Source organism: Bacteriovorax sp. As-1, from assembly GCF_058446905.1.
Window position 1 is genome coordinate 564,352 of the sequence record NZ_CP184341.1, and the last position, 13,194, is coordinate 577,545.

The window sequence follows — 13,194 nt, forward strand, 5'->3', positions numbered from 1 at the left end:
TAGGTCTCCTTAAACAAAATTTAAAATTAGAAGTTCAGCGCTCTCTTCTTAGACGCTAGTACTGCTTCACCTAACCACTCACCAAGTGTCGGGTGCGGGTGAACTGTAGCGAAGATCTCTTCATCAATTCCTTCCATAGTTTTGAAAAGAACGTATTCGTGAATAAGCTCAGTCGCGTTTGTCCCAACGATGTGAGCTCCCAGCATTTCGCCGTGTTTGCCCATAAGCGTTTTTACGAAACCAGTATTTTCATTTGAAGCAACGGCCTTACCGTTAGCTGTAAATGGAAGCTTTCCTACGTTATACTCGATTCCTTTTGCCTTAAGTTCTCTTTCTGTATATCCAACAGAAGCTACTTGTGGCTGACAGTATGTACATCCAGCGATGTTCATTTTATCGATTGCGTGTGGGTGAGCTCCTGCTAAGTGCTCAGCAGCCGTTACACCTTCGTGAGAAGCTGCGTGTGCAAGAAGAGGAGGTCCAGAAACGTCACCGATAGCGTAGATGTTTGGAACGTTTGTCTGGTACATATCGTTTACAGAAATGAATCCGCGGTCAGTTTTAATACCAACTGCTTCTAATCCGATGTTGTCGATGTTTCCAGTCATACCAACAGCGATTAATCCCATTTCAAACTTGTGCTCAACTTCTTTTCCGTTAACTTTTTCAAAGATCGAAACGTCTTTACCGTTATTCACAGCACGCACGCCTTCGATTCCAAGAGAAAGTTTAATTCCGTATTTTTTATAAGCTCTTTCCACTTCAACTGATGAATCATCATCTTCGATTGGAAGTAAGTGTTTTTGAAGTTCGAAAATATGAACGTCTACACCAAACGCATTCCAGAAGTAAGCAAACTCAACACCGATAGCTCCGGCACCAATGATCCCGATAGACTTTGGAAGAGTTTCCATTTTTACCGCTTCCCATGCTCCAATCAGGCGCTTTCCATCGTGCTCAAGACCAGGGAATGATCTGTAGTGAGCACCAGTTGCCACGATTAGGTTAGTGAAGTTAATTGTTTCAACAGCTGTCGCTGTTTTTACTTCAAGTGAATTTTTAGTTTTGATTTTACCGAAACCAGTGATGACTTCGATTTTATTTTTCTTCATCAAAAAGGCAATCCCTTTTGACATCTGATCAGCGATCCCAGAAGCGCGCTTTACAGCTGTCGCTCCGTTGAGCCCTTTTAGCTCAACATCGATCCCCAAAGACTTCATATCGGCGATTTCATGAACTGAGTGGGCAGACTTTAAAACGGCCTTAGTTGGGATACACCCACGGTTAAGACACACGCCCCCTAATTTATCCATTTCTACGATTGCGACTTTCTTTCCTAACTGGCTTGCTCTAATTGCAGCTACATAACCACCTGGGCCTGACCCAAGTACAACAACATCAAAGTTTTTCATTCATTGAATCCTTAAATTTTTTAGTTTAAAGTACGCCTAAATTTGTAAAGACAATGGCATCTATTGTCAATGAAAGGGCCGTCATTTAAGTGATAAAAACGCAAAGCGCAAACGATCTCAATTTAACTGCGGCCGAGAAGGCACGCGTGCTGGAATTTTTCCCTCAGGGAATCATTGCTATCGACCTTGAAACAACGGGGCTTTCCCCTCTTGTTGATCGCATTATTGAAATTGCGGCCATGAAAATAACCCCCGAAGAAACGACGGTTTTTCAGACGCTGATTAACCCACAAATTCCCATTCCCCCGCACACCACTGCGATTCACAATATCACTGACGAAATGGTGAAAGACTCACCCATTCTGCAAGCTGTTTTACATGAACTAAAACACTTTATGGCAGACCTTCCGGTAGTCGCCCACAACGCAAAATTCGATATGGGTTTTGTGGTGATGGGCATGCAGAAATCCAACTTAGAACTCTCAAAAAATGATGTTTACTGCTCTTGTAAATTAGCGCGCCATACGCACATGGAACTGCCTAACCACAAACTTGCGACTTTGGTTAAAGAATTAGATATTCCGCTTTTAAACCATCACCGCGCAACCGATGATGCTTTTGCGGCCTTAAAAGTTTTCCTGCACTCGCTTGATCGTGTAAGAACGCCCCTCTCTCCCATGCTCAAACGCCATGGTCATCTCTTCAGTTTGAGTGAATTTGAGAAGCTGGACATCGAAGAGCTGCCGGAGAAATTTAAAATCTTAGAAAAACTGGTGAAAGAAGCGGCCGTCGTGGAAATTCTCTACAGCGGTGGAAATCATAAGAACGAATGGCGACCGGTAAAGTTAACTAGTTTACTAAACTCGCCGGAAGGAAATATTCTGTATGCACGTTGCCTATGGAGTGATATGCAGAAGTCCTTTAAGCTAAAAAAACTAACAGATCTTCGCTCTCCTGGTGCTGAAGACATCGCCAAATGGCTCAAGAAATAATGAAAGATTTTATTACAAAAGAAAATATGTGGTACCGCTTGCAGCAGCTGATTATCTTGGTTCTGCACCTAATTCTTCTAAAATGGATGTACTACACACTGACAAATTCAGGACGCCTAACAATGACGGAAGTGTTCTATCACTTTATCGGCATGTCGATCATGGGCGCTTGTTTAATCAGAGGAACTGCCTGGTGGGCACGTCACCACTACATCAAAGAAATCAAAAAAGACTTAGCAGAAAATAAAACAGAAACGGATGCAGGAAAGAGCGAATGAGCTGGACTCATGAGTTTAAAGAAGCGCTGAAAAACAATCAGGACCTGAAAGATTTTTTCGGGTGTGACTTTCCTCAGGTGAATTATCCGATTTTTATCCCGCGTGTTTTTGCCGCTAAAATTTTAGAGGCAGGACCAGGCTCTCCTCTTTGGAATGAATTTCTTCCCCACATTGATGAAAATAAAGACGACGGACGCCTTGATCCTATTGGAGACAAGGTTCACGCAAAAAATAATCAACTCATTCACCGCTATGAAAACCGTGTCCTTTTTACACCGACAACGGTGTGCCCGGTTTTATGCCGTTATTGCTTTAGAAAAAATGAACTCTCGGCCAAAGATGAAATCTTCGATCAGAAATTTCAGGAAGCGCTTTCTTATTTAAAGGCAAACCCTGAAGTCAACGAAGTGATTTTTACTGGTGGTGATCCTTTTATTTTAAGCAATGAAAAACTGGCCGCTTACATCCAGGAATTCTCTGAGATCGGTTCGGTGAAATACGTCCGTTTTCATACTAGAACTCCTGTCATTCTTCCTTCGAGAATTGAAGAAGGATTAATTGCCATCCTTCAAAGCTCTGCTCATTTATTTAAGCGCTCAATGGTTATGATCCACGTCAATCATGTGAGTGAATTAACTGATGATGTGAGAGAAGCGATTCTTCTTTTAAATGAAAATAATATAGAAGTGTTTTCTCAGAGTGTGTTGCTTAAAGGTGTGAATGATTCAACAGAAGCGCTATACGATTTATTTACCGCTTTAGCTGATATCAAAGTGAAGCCTTACTACCTTCACCATTCTGATGAGGCCCGTGGGGCGATGAATTTTTACGTGCCTTTAGAAGAAGGCCGCAAAATCTTTGCTCCTCTTCACAATAGGCTACCTGGTTGGACTCTGCCGCAATACATTATCGATATTCCGGGAGGCCACGGGAAAACCCCGGCCTTTAACCCTGAAAGCTTTGAATTTAGTGGAAACTTAATCACTAAAAATGGAGAAAAAGTTAAAATTATTTGACAGATTTTAACACGATCATTATATTTTCGAGCACACCATACAAATGCGGATTTAGCTCAGTGGTAGAGCGTCTCGTTGCCATCGAGAAGGTCGCAAGTTCAACCCTTGTAATCCGCTCCATTTGATTTTCATGTTTTTCGGTAATCTCTCAAAAGTCCAAGAATCCTAACCACTTAAAAATTTATGAGCGAAAAGTAAGTCTTACTGGTTTATTTCTCTGTATTTCGTGCTCTTTCCATTTGTCCTTGCCAAATCCTTACCAGAATCAAAAACAAATAGCAGTGGCAAGCGCATGCTTGCATTCTGGGGCACAGTTTTCTGTAAGTCCATGAGTTCGCTCATCTTTTTCAGCAAGCAAACGCTTGATCTCTTTTAACTCATCCAAAAACAAGTTTCAAAACATCAAAGGAAATCAAAATGACAAATCTTAATTTAGATAATGACCAAACTATGCTCTCTGATTACGCAGTCCTCTTAAAAAAAATGAGACTCCTTAGAAAATTAAACCGCCAACAAGCTGGATTACTTTTTAACTTCTCGTTTAAAAATATTGAACGACTCGAAAACGGGAGAGGCCCGATCAGCACCGAAAAATTTCTACTCTTCCAAGAAAAATACGGTTTCAGCGACTCCGAGATTGAGGACTTAAGGAGCGGAAAAGTTCAGGCCTCAACTGATGCTAATTCAATTAGAAGAAGGAGTGGCACTAAAAACAGGCTAGACAGAAGATTTTGCCACCGCCGAGTAACGCGAGAATGCAAAGTTATAAAAGAGATGAGACTGATGAAAAAAATTGACCAATACGAAGCTTCCAAAATTTGCAAGCTTGGCAAAAATGCCATCGGCTTCATCGAAAATGGAAGAGTCCACCTAACAGATAAAAAGATTCAGCATATTGTCTTTAGTTTTGGATTTACGATGGAGCTGTTTTATCAACTCTTAAAAACAACCCCGCTTCGCCATGAAATGGTTGAAGAGTGCCAAGACATCGTATCTAACCTTGATGAAAACAAATTACGCATCATCCTGCCGATGCTTCAAAGCATGAAAGGCGATAAATAACTTTCTTCTTTCTGAAATTTTTCACTAACCATATTTATCTCATCGAAGCTTTAAAGCCCCTTTGCGTTTTTTCACTCTCTCCATCTTCGTTTCTGATCGCTCTGCCGCATCGTCATGCCAAAAAATAAATTTTTGTCACTCCTCTGCCCCCAAGGGCCTTCGCTGAAACTCCATTTCGTTCCTTAGGAGCCTGTCTTTGACCCCTTCTGTCCATATGAAAGGGGATCAAAGACGATCTCTTAAAACTTAAAGGTGCTTTTATGAAAACAATCGACGCACTAAGCATTTTATCAATTAATGAAAAAGAAATTTCACTTGAACAAGTGAAATCTGCTTACCGCAAGGCCTGCAAAATTTATCACCCAGACGTTAATCCTGCCGGAACTGCGATGATGCAAGCGGTGAATGAAGCCTTTGAATCACTTTCAAAAGAAACATTTCCCATTCACCTTAATGAGTTTGATACAATTAATAACTACGGTGAAGCCCTAAACACAGCTCTTAATGCCATCATTAATTGTATAGGATTAACAATCGAAATTTGCGGCGCATGGCTCTGGATTAGTGGCCAAACTAAGCCCCACAAAGAAGCTCTAAAAAGCGCAGGCTTCATTTGGAGCATGCAAAAAGAAATGTGGTATTTCAGACCACAGTCAAGCAAAACTCGCTGGTATCGTGGAAAATTATCTTTAGATGAAATTCGTGCCAAGTATGGCTCAGAAAAAATTAATTCAAAATTTTCCAAGGCACTCCCCTAGTGCCTTCGGGTTTAATTTAGTGACCATCGCCAATCATTCGCTTTAATTTCTTAAAAGAAGGATGCTTCTTCACATTTAGCTTCCCTAGTTTTGCCGAATGAATCATGGCCTTATTAAACTCTTCTTTTTTCCCTTGAAGGCCTAAACTTAAAGCATACCAAAACCAAGCATCGTGATAAGTGGCATCGACTTTTTTAAAGAATTTTTCCCAACACATTTCTGAAATTTTTGCCCATTTTACAGATCGTGCATACTGCCCCTTAAGCTTTAATTTGTAAGCATGGTTAGCTGCCCCCACTCCTGCTGGATAATACCCACCCCAATTTTTTACAGCAAGTTCTCTAAGGCCTAGCTCATATTGTTTTTTATGTTGCTGAGAAAACCAGTAATACTCGTTAATATTTCTATTCTTAAGTTTCTCTGTCGCCCCTTTAACTGAATATAAAAGCACGCGAAGTTTCTTTGCGGCCAGATCAAAATCTCTTTGCATTTCTTTATCAGATAAAAGAAAAGAGTCCTCTGCATTTAAAGTCGCAAGCATCGAAACAATGTAATAACTCTTAGGATATTTGGGGGATATTTTTAGCAGGAACTTATAGGCCTTTTTATATTCGGCCTTGCGAATGAAAGAAACAACCTTTAAACGAATATTTTCAATTTCTTGAGAACGGTCTAAGCTATGGTCAAATTTCATATAAGCCTTTATTTAAATAAATCATTTACCTTGAAATTTAATCCATAACCGTTTTTAGTTAAACTTTTCTGTAATAAAATAATTAAAACACAAAAATCCCCACTCTCGCCCCAATTCGATCAATCGTTAAATCAGTCGATCCCTTTAAAATATGCCTCTTGTAAAAAACTCCAAAAGAAAATCTTCCCTCTGGTTTATAAGTAAGATTTACAAAATATCTATTCCCCGAAAGATCATGCCCGTCACCGCTTCGAGATAACAAAATTCTCGAAAGCGATGCTTTTAAACTTAAGTCCATATTCAATAAATCAAAATTCTTCACAACTCCTAAAGTCGCATAGTGAAGCTGATTATTCACATTCTCCACCGGACTTCCTGTTATGATCTCATTGGTGTTAAAAGTATTTAAGGACTCGTAGTCATAGCCCCCAAAAAATCCCCATTCTGATTCGACATTGAATCTCTGATAATAAAGATTAATTCCCACCTCCCCAGGAATCGAGACTTCCGAATTGCTGGCCTCACTATTTCCATTAATCTCTCCCTTTGAAGACTGGGCCACATAAACCGAAGTCACAAAGAAGTTTTCTTTCTTCTCATCAGAAATTCCCGTAGCAAGTCCAAAGGTCACTGGAAAGTTTTGTCCAGATTTCACATTTTGCTCGCTCGTTTGTTCCGTATAATTTCCAAATGAGCTAGCATAATAAAATGATAAGTGAACCTCGCGTTTAAATTCGTGAGGCTCTTTATAGACGCCTAAGGGACTCGCCCAACTAATTCCTGTAACATAAGGACTGTAAGGGTAACTAATGTAAATAAATTGATTTGTCGGTGGAGTTTTCCAATCGCTAATATTAGGATTCCATTTTTTAATATCTTCGGCGTAATCACTGACCCGATCTCCGTAGGCATTTTTGACTTTATGAATATTCCTCTGGGCAATCTTCATAAGGTCATCATTTTTCAAAATGCGATCTATTTCACTTGCTGAAAGATGAAATGAAAAAATAAGAAGGATAAAAAATAATAACTTTTTAGATCCCAAGTAAAGAGAGTCCCCACCCTCTTTACTTGCGTGACCTAGGAAAGAAAGACTAAAGTTGCCTAGAGGCATAGAATTGCGAGTTAGTTTGGAAATTCCAAAGCTAAATCTTGCTCGCCAAAACTTTAATCCAGTCTCGAACCTAAGACCCGGGACGAACACACAGCGGAAGCCGATGTTCGTGTTCGTGTTAGAAGGAACGTTGTTCAAATTCGTGGCGAAGACGCCCGTGTTCACGTCGTTGTTCCAGTTCCCACCGCGAAGAACAGCGCCAGCGTAACCACAAACTCCAGAGGACTTAGATGTCTTTCTCACCTTTATTTTGCTTATTTTTTTTAATCTCATCTTAAACTTGCCCAATTTTCATAAGAAAGCCTGACCATTTGTTTGTAACTCTCGCGGACTTCTTTCTTTTCCAGTTTATAAAGTTTGCGTTTTATTTTTCTTTTGTTTCGAGAAAGCGGACGTATAAAGTCTGCCGAAACCAAATATCCCAAGAAAGGAATGGGATCATTGTCCAGATGAACTCTTTTGTAAGTTGGAATCTCAAGTTTCCTCTCACTTGCTTTGGCGATGGCTAGTTTTGAAATATGGCAAACATCATTCTTATTTGCTCCAACGATAACCAGATCATCCATATAGCGAAGACAAAAAGCTCTAGGATCAAGCTCTCTTAAATGATCGTTAATGAGCTTATCCACTTTTGCCAAATAGAAATTGGCAAAAAGTTGTGATGTGAGATTTCCAATAGGAATTCCTGAACCGATTTCACCATAACCTTTATGACTTTGAATCAGAGTCCAAAGAATTTTTGCAAGCGTCCTGTCGGGAAGAACTTCACACAAATCATCAAATAAAATTTTATGATTAATGGATGGGAAATACTTTTTAACGTCGAGTTTTATGGCATATCGCTTTTTAAAATTTTTAAGTCCCTCTCTTAATCTCAAAACCGCTCGACGATTTCCCCTGCCTATTCTGCACGCATAAACAGAATCAGCAAGATGCTCTTCCACGTAAGGAGAAAGTACGCGATAAAGCGCATGATGAACAATTCTGTCCTGAAATGGGGCGGCCATAATTAATCTCTTTTTAGGATCGACAACGTAAAACTCCCGATACTCACCCCATTTGTATATGTTATTTTTTAGGTCTTCTTGAATCTTTAAAAGTCGTTCTGGGTAGTTGGTGAAAAACTTCTGATCCCCCGCGGTCGCACGCTTTCCTCTCCTGCAATTCTTATAAGCAATCATCAGGTTTTCAAAATCATAAACTTTTTCAAGTAAGGTCATTCGAGTTTCCCTCTTTGCTCCTTTGGCTTAAAAAATCTAAGTAGCCCTCCAATCTCTTTTCCTATTTCACGGGTCAAGACCGTCGTCTCCGACAAGGCGGCCACATTAATAGCTTTCAAGTCATAACTCATCTGAATAAGCACCTTCAAATCATCAAGCGAAAGTGAGGCTTCTTGAAGGTAGGCGACCTTGCGATCAATATTTTCATTTTTATTAGGAAGGACGAATGTCTTTCTTAAATTTTGGGTGAGTTTCAGTGCTTCCTCTTCAATACTTCTTCCTAAAGTTGGTCGCAACTGCTTTGGAAAATTCTTTGTCCGATGAAATAAATGAATCGTTAATTGATAAGAATCAACGTAGGCCTTCGGTTCTTTCATGTTTCACCTCTTCTACCTTCGTATTTTTCTTTTTGAGCTTTTTTCTCCACGGTCTTTATCAATGCTCCAAGTGCCGGAAGTAAGCTTTCTTCTAGTTCAAAGTTGAGACTTCTCCATTTCCCAAGAGTTTTTTCGTGACAGACAATTAATGCCATTGCTCCACCTGCATGGCCTCGTGCTCTTGAGTAATGAAAACGTTTTTCATCCCACGAATATGAATAAAATCCCGAGCCAATCGCCTCCAATGTGCTAAAGATAAGATTTTGGATTCTCTCATCAAGGACAGACGTGCTTTTTAAGCTGATTAAATCTTCATTTAAGAGCTTTTTAGCGAGTTCATAGACTCTAAGGCTTGGAAGATGATTTTTAAGACCTAAAGGCTTTTTCTGAACTTCGCCCTCATTTTTTTCTTTCGGAATGCTTTGCGTGGCGTTTTCGGAAATTTCGGAAAAAGATTCCTCGTTTCGGAAATTTTCCGAATTAGCAGAGGCGTCAAATTCATATTTTTCCGAAAAGGAAATGAAACTTGCATAGTCAATAAACCAGTCACGCCCGACTTTTATTGCTATGAGCTTCTTTTGTTTTATGAAATTTAAAACCGTTCTCTAACTCAAATTAAGGATTTGAGCGGCTTTTTTAACACTAATTTCTTTTCCTGATTTTTTCAAAAGACCCCATCCATGGCTTTATTAACTTCGTTGTTTCTTTTCCGAACTTTTCCGAATCATTCGGAAACTTTCGGAAATTTCCGAAACCGACTCAGTGCTAATTCGGAAAAATTCCGAAACGTTTCATTGCTCAAACTATTTCTAAAAAATAAATCATCATTCAAAAATTCGCCCAAGAACCAAGAGCGCTTCGCGCTTCCAAGGGGCTTACGCCCTCCAAGAACTTGCCTCAAGGGCTCTCTATACTATCCCCACTTCGTTACGGGACGAACACACAGCGGAAGCCGAGGAACGCGAACGCGTTAGAAGGAGCGTAGGACAAATCCGTGGCGAAGACGCCCGAGTCCACGCCGCTGAACCAGAGCCCACCGCGAAGAACAGCGCCAGCGGTGTAATTAAAATACCCGTACCCCATTCCGCAATAAGGTGAACTGTCTGGGGTTGCACAAAATTGGTCATTTCCATATTGGATTTGAGTTCTACCGCCTGCTCTTTGGGTAGAAATGTATTGATTTGAACCTAGTGCCGCTGTTACAGAATTATCTGTAACCCATTCCCAGACGTTCCCTGCAAAATCCCAAATCACTTCTCCATTAGAAAGAGAATGGGTTCTTCGCTGTGAATCCCAAACAGTGTTGCTACAAGTTTGTCCAGTACCGTTACAAGCGTCTGTATCGTCGGCAACGGCGGCAAGAGAATTATTTGGAGTAGCGTCCGAGTGCCCTCTGTTGAGTTCTCCGGAATAAGCTGTTCCCGTACTCCAGTTACCTGCTTGATCCGCAATATTTCTCGCAATGGTCTGCCATTGGGCATTTGAAATCAAATCATATCCGGGTCCAATGAGGCGACAGGCAGTTCTAGCATTATCTCTATTGATACTTGCTTTTGGATTTCCTGCCGCCGCTGTCGTTGCCGCAGTTGATCCATCTCCTGTTTTTGCTTCCCACTTCATTACGCAAAAACTTGGACCAGGGTAATAGGGAATCGCCGGAACCGAAATATATCCAGTAGGGCAACTTGGTGAGTAAGCACTTGGGGTCTGAGGATTTAATGATCCAGTTGCACTATCGACGTAAGCTTTGTTTGCTACTTGGTCGTTTGCAACGGGGTCAGGGATTCCGCTAATTGTTCCAACAGTTAATGTTCCGCCTGTTTTCTTAAGTGCCGCTGAATCTAAATCTGTTATCTGTTTTTGCAGTTTTCCGAAAGCTGAAAGAATTGAATCTCCTGCGGTGATAACGGCGTTAGTGACTGTTGATAATCCATCAAGTAAGATTCCACGAACATCAGCATCGAGGTCTGCACTGTCTTGTTTACTGGCCAGATCAGTTGAGAGATTGGTGATTTTACTTTGAGCAATTGAGCCTGCAAGATCATCGTTAGAAATTGTTCCATCTAAAATATGAGTGCTAGTAATTGAACCAGTTCCTAATGTTCCTTGCTTACTGTTTAATTGCGTTTGGATACTTGATGTAACTCCCGAAAGATAACCAAGCTGGGTCGTGGTGGTGGTTGATAGTGCTGAATCACCAAGCGCATCGGTTATCATTACCTTATTACCGTTTCCTAAACCAAAACTCGTTCCAAGTTTTGAATTGAGTTGTGTTTGAATGTTACTCGTTACACCTGATAAATATCCTAAGACTGTATCTGTAATAGATGAAGCAGTTAAAGCACCTGATCCATCTGTGACCACCGCTCTATTTGCTGTTCCTGTAAATGCTCCTGCACCTGTTTGATCGGTCACACATGAAAAAACTGATCCATTTGATTTTAAAACTTGGTTTACTCCACAAGTTGGCAAATCATGTTGCGCAAATGTTTTTACTGTTGGATCGGTTTCTGGTGCAACCGTAAAAGTATTATTCACCCAATTGGTTCCATTAAATCTTAAAACTTGTCCTATCGTTGGTGCAGTTAAAGCAATATTTGTAAGATCGGATAAGTTTAAAGTGACGGCTCCTGTTTTTCCCGCGACACTCACAATCGCTTGTGAGTTATCAATTAAGTCATAAGCTGTTCCGTTAAAAACGATCCAATCTCCTACGTCGTAAGTCGGAGGATTGGCGACGCTTACAATATAATAATCCCCTGAGTCGGCGTCGGCGGTCACAGGCTCTGGGTCATTGGCATCCCATGCGCCTTTATAAGATAATCCGTTAACTGCTCGCGGTCGCCACTGTTGCGAATTGGCATCATAAGCGAGAACTTCTTTATCATTAGGAGTGATTGAGCAATTAAAACCTGCTCCTCCCAGCGTTGAATCACAAAGAGAGAAGTTCACCTGAAAAACGGATTGCGCGTGAGCATTCGCAAAAATAAAATCTAAAATTTTTCCTGCGGCAAAGGTCACATTTGAAAGCGTATTAGCAATGATTGTCGTTGCTGTTTTAGATTCGATTTGTAGCGCTGTTTGAGCATTACCATCTTTAATCTCGAAATTATTAACTGCGGTTAAGTTTGTTCCGGTGATAACCACCTGATGATTGATGACTTGAATATTTGAAACGGTGACGTTGAGATTGGTGGAAGCTTCTTCTGTCTTCGCTGGTTTTTTTATATTGACGGAAATTTCATTTTTACACCCGAAGATCAGTAAAAATGAAAGAGAAAAAGCAATTAGCTTATAGGGGGTGAGTGAGTGAGTGAGCGCAAGCTTCTTGCCAAGTTTTGCGCACTAACTTCCCTCTTTTTTCTTGTTTCATAAAAAATCCTAATTCTTAAATCTGACTATTTCGATTTACCGCTCTCAATTCTATCGTCGATATCTAAATAATATTTTAATAACTTGTAGGTTTTTAAAGAATCGGGCAGTTATTTCCTCGCCCCTTAAGGTAGAGCTAATCATAAGGACTAGAAAATTGACGAAAAATTGTGGCGAATTGGTTGGGATTAGTGATGAAAATTATGGAGTCGTATTCTTCCGAAAAAATTCTGCAATCTCGTCTTTTGATACAAAGCTTTGTGCCGCATCTAAAACGAGTTTTTCAAACTCTGCTTCATCAGCAGTGACATAGAGTCCATTAACTTGAAGAAAAACAGCGGCCGTTAAGGCCGCTATTCTTTTATTGCCATCGTTGAATGCGTGATTTTTAACTAAGTGAAAAAGATACGCGGCGGCCATTTCGTAAAGGTCTTTATGAAAATATTCATCTCCAAAACCAGATTCTGGCTGTCCGAGAGCAGAAAGCAATAAACCTACATCCTTCACACCATGTGAGCCACCAAATTGATCTATCTGATCTTTGTGTAAGCTGATGACTTGTGTAGAAGTTAAAAACTTTGGATTTAAACTCATTTCGCTAAATTTTTCATCATCGTGCCATAACGCTTATTAATGTCTTTAGCGGCATTCATCACATCATCGTCAGAAGCACGATCACCATTTTCTTTTAAAAAGCGAATGTTCAAACCATCCTCTTTAGGTGTCACTTCAATGATTGTGTTTTTATCGACGTTGTAAAGTTCAGCAATAGGCTTATCAATGATGAAACCTAGGCTAGAACCGATAGCAGTTAAGTTCTTTTTCATAACTATCACCTCTCTGGATATTATATCGGAATATAATGGTGATTACAATAGAGATAAAGCCGTCAAATGCAA

General features: G+C 40.3%; 14 protein-coding genes and 1 tRNA gene. 6 read left to right on the top strand and 9 right to left on the bottom strand.

The genetic code is table 11. From position 1 onward, the window contains the following. Nucleotides 1-26: 26 nt before the first annotated feature. Nucleotides 27-1,412 carry a dihydrolipoyl dehydrogenase gene (lpdA, locus tag ACN20O_RS02900; protein WP_491637046.1) on the bottom strand — a complete coding sequence of 462 codons (1,386 nt, stop codon included), beginning with the start codon at nt 1,410-1,412 and terminating at the stop codon, nt 27-29. 89 nt (nt 1,413-1,501) lie between these two features. Between lpdA and ACN20O_RS02905 the strand changes: the two genes are divergently transcribed. The 6 genes from ACN20O_RS02905 (at nt 1,502) to ACN20O_RS02930 (ending at nt 5,518) form a co-directional block, all read left to right on the top strand. Then, nucleotides 1,502-2,404, top strand: coding sequence for a 3'-5' exonuclease (locus ACN20O_RS02905; RefSeq protein WP_142409154.1), 903 nt, complete (start codon nt 1,502-1,504; stop codon nt 2,402-2,404). After that, nucleotides 2,404-2,682 (top strand): hypothetical protein, encoded by a 279-nt coding sequence (locus ACN20O_RS02910; protein ID WP_133566606.1) that lies wholly within the window; start codon nt 2,404-2,406, stop codon nt 2,680-2,682. Before ACN20O_RS02905 ends, ACN20O_RS02910 begins: the two co-directional genes overlap by 1 nt. After that, entirely contained in the window at nt 2,679-3,698 is a 1,020-nt protein-coding gene (locus ACN20O_RS02915) for a KamA family radical SAM protein (RefSeq protein WP_491637049.1), read from the top strand. The genes ACN20O_RS02910 and ACN20O_RS02915 overlap by 4 nt, the downstream gene beginning before the upstream one ends. Before the next feature lie 45 nt (nt 3,699-3,743). After that, nucleotides 3,744-3,818 (top strand) — tRNA-Gly (locus ACN20O_RS02920). A 297-nt stretch (nt 3,819-4,115) separates the two neighbouring features. Beyond that, nucleotides 4,116-4,760: a helix-turn-helix domain-containing protein gene (locus tag ACN20O_RS02925; protein ID WP_491637051.1), complete on the top strand. Its 645-nt coding sequence runs from the start codon at nt 4,116-4,118 to the stop codon at nt 4,758-4,760. A gap of 260 nt (nt 4,761-5,020) precedes the next feature. Continuing rightward, nucleotides 5,021-5,518 (top strand): J domain-containing protein, encoded by a 498-nt coding sequence (locus ACN20O_RS02930; RefSeq protein ID WP_491637053.1) that lies wholly within the window; start codon nt 5,021-5,023, stop codon nt 5,516-5,518. 16 nt (nt 5,519-5,534) lie between these two features. Here the strand turns inward: ACN20O_RS02930 and ACN20O_RS02935 are convergent, their stop codons facing one another. The 8 genes from ACN20O_RS02935 to ACN20O_RS02970 form a co-directional block, all read right to left on the bottom strand. Continuing rightward, nucleotides 5,535-6,212 (bottom strand): hypothetical protein, encoded by a 678-nt coding sequence (locus ACN20O_RS02935; protein WP_491637055.1) that lies wholly within the window; start codon nt 6,210-6,212, stop codon nt 5,535-5,537. 82 nt (nt 6,213-6,294) lie between these two features. Further along, nucleotides 6,295-7,569 (bottom strand): hypothetical protein, encoded by a 1,275-nt coding sequence (locus ACN20O_RS02940; protein ID WP_491637057.1) that lies wholly within the window; start codon nt 7,567-7,569, stop codon nt 6,295-6,297. A gap of 26 nt (nt 7,570-7,595) precedes the next feature. Further along, the gene (locus ACN20O_RS02945) at nt 7,596-8,546 is read right to left on the bottom strand and encodes a reverse transcriptase/maturase family protein (RefSeq protein WP_491637059.1); all 951 of its coding nucleotides are present in this window, start codon (nt 8,544-8,546) and stop codon (nt 7,596-7,598) included. Further along, nucleotides 8,543-8,923, bottom strand: coding sequence for a four helix bundle protein (locus tag ACN20O_RS02950; RefSeq protein WP_491637061.1), 381 nt, complete (start codon nt 8,921-8,923; stop codon nt 8,543-8,545). Before ACN20O_RS02950 ends, ACN20O_RS02945 begins: the two co-directional genes overlap by 4 nt. Further along, nucleotides 8,920-9,078, bottom strand: a complete 159-nt coding sequence (locus ACN20O_RS02955; RefSeq protein ID WP_491637063.1) for a hypothetical protein — start codon at nt 9,076-9,078, stop codon at nt 8,920-8,922. Before ACN20O_RS02955 ends, ACN20O_RS02950 begins: the two co-directional genes overlap by 4 nt. Before the next feature lie 772 nt (nt 9,079-9,850). Continuing rightward, the gene (locus ACN20O_RS02960; protein ID WP_491637065.1) at nt 9,851-12,070 is read right to left on the bottom strand and encodes an SUMF1/EgtB/PvdO family nonheme iron enzyme; all 2,220 of its coding nucleotides are present in this window, start codon (nt 12,068-12,070) and stop codon (nt 9,851-9,853) included. A gap of 426 nt (nt 12,071-12,496) precedes the next feature. Beyond that, the gene (locus ACN20O_RS02965; protein ID WP_491637067.1) at nt 12,497-12,889 is read right to left on the bottom strand and encodes a type II toxin-antitoxin system death-on-curing family toxin; all 393 of its coding nucleotides are present in this window, start codon (nt 12,887-12,889) and stop codon (nt 12,497-12,499) included. After that, a complete protein-coding gene (locus ACN20O_RS02970; protein WP_491637069.1) occupies nt 12,886-13,122 on the bottom strand; it encodes an AbrB/MazE/SpoVT family DNA-binding domain-containing protein in 237 nt (78 codons plus the stop codon). Before ACN20O_RS02970 ends, ACN20O_RS02965 begins: the two co-directional genes overlap by 4 nt. Nucleotides 13,123-13,194: the final 72 nt, after the last annotated feature.

Bases quoted from the DNA above. Each gene is read 5' to 3' on its own strand.
- ACN20O_RS02955 (WP_491637063.1), bottom strand. From the start codon at position 9,078: ATGGCATTAATTGTCTGTCACGAAAAAACTCTTGGGAAATGGAGAAGT.
- ACN20O_RS02910 (WP_133566606.1), top strand. From the start codon at position 2,404: ATGAAAGATTTTATTACAAAAGAAAATATGTGGTACCGCTTGCAGCAG.
- ACN20O_RS02915 (WP_491637049.1), top strand. From the start codon at position 2,679: ATGAGCTGGACTCATGAGTTTAAAGAAGCGCTGAAAAACAATCAGGAC.
- ACN20O_RS02970 (WP_491637069.1), bottom strand. From the start codon at position 13,122: ATGAAAAAGAACTTAACTGCTATCGGTTCTAGCCTAGGTTTCATCATT.
- ACN20O_RS02925 (WP_491637051.1), top strand. From the start codon at position 4,116: ATGACAAATCTTAATTTAGATAATGACCAAACTATGCTCTCTGATTAC.
- ACN20O_RS02935 (WP_491637055.1), bottom strand. From the start codon at position 6,212: ATGAAATTTGACCATAGCTTAGACCGTTCTCAAGAAATTGAAAATATT.
- lpdA (WP_491637046.1), bottom strand. From the start codon at position 1,412: ATGAAAAACTTTGATGTTGTTGTACTTGGGTCAGGCCCAGGTGGTTAT.
- ACN20O_RS02945 (WP_491637059.1), bottom strand. From the start codon at position 8,546: ATGACCTTACTTGAAAAAGTTTATGATTTTGAAAACCTGATGATTGCT.
- ACN20O_RS02965 (WP_491637067.1), bottom strand. From the start codon at position 12,889: ATGAGTTTAAATCCAAAGTTTTTAACTTCTACACAAGTCATCAGCTTA.
- ACN20O_RS02930 (WP_491637053.1), top strand. From the start codon at position 5,021: ATGAAAACAATCGACGCACTAAGCATTTTATCAATTAATGAAAAAGAA.
- ACN20O_RS02950 (WP_491637061.1), bottom strand. From the start codon at position 8,923: ATGAAAGAACCGAAGGCCTACGTTGATTCTTATCAATTAACGATTCAT.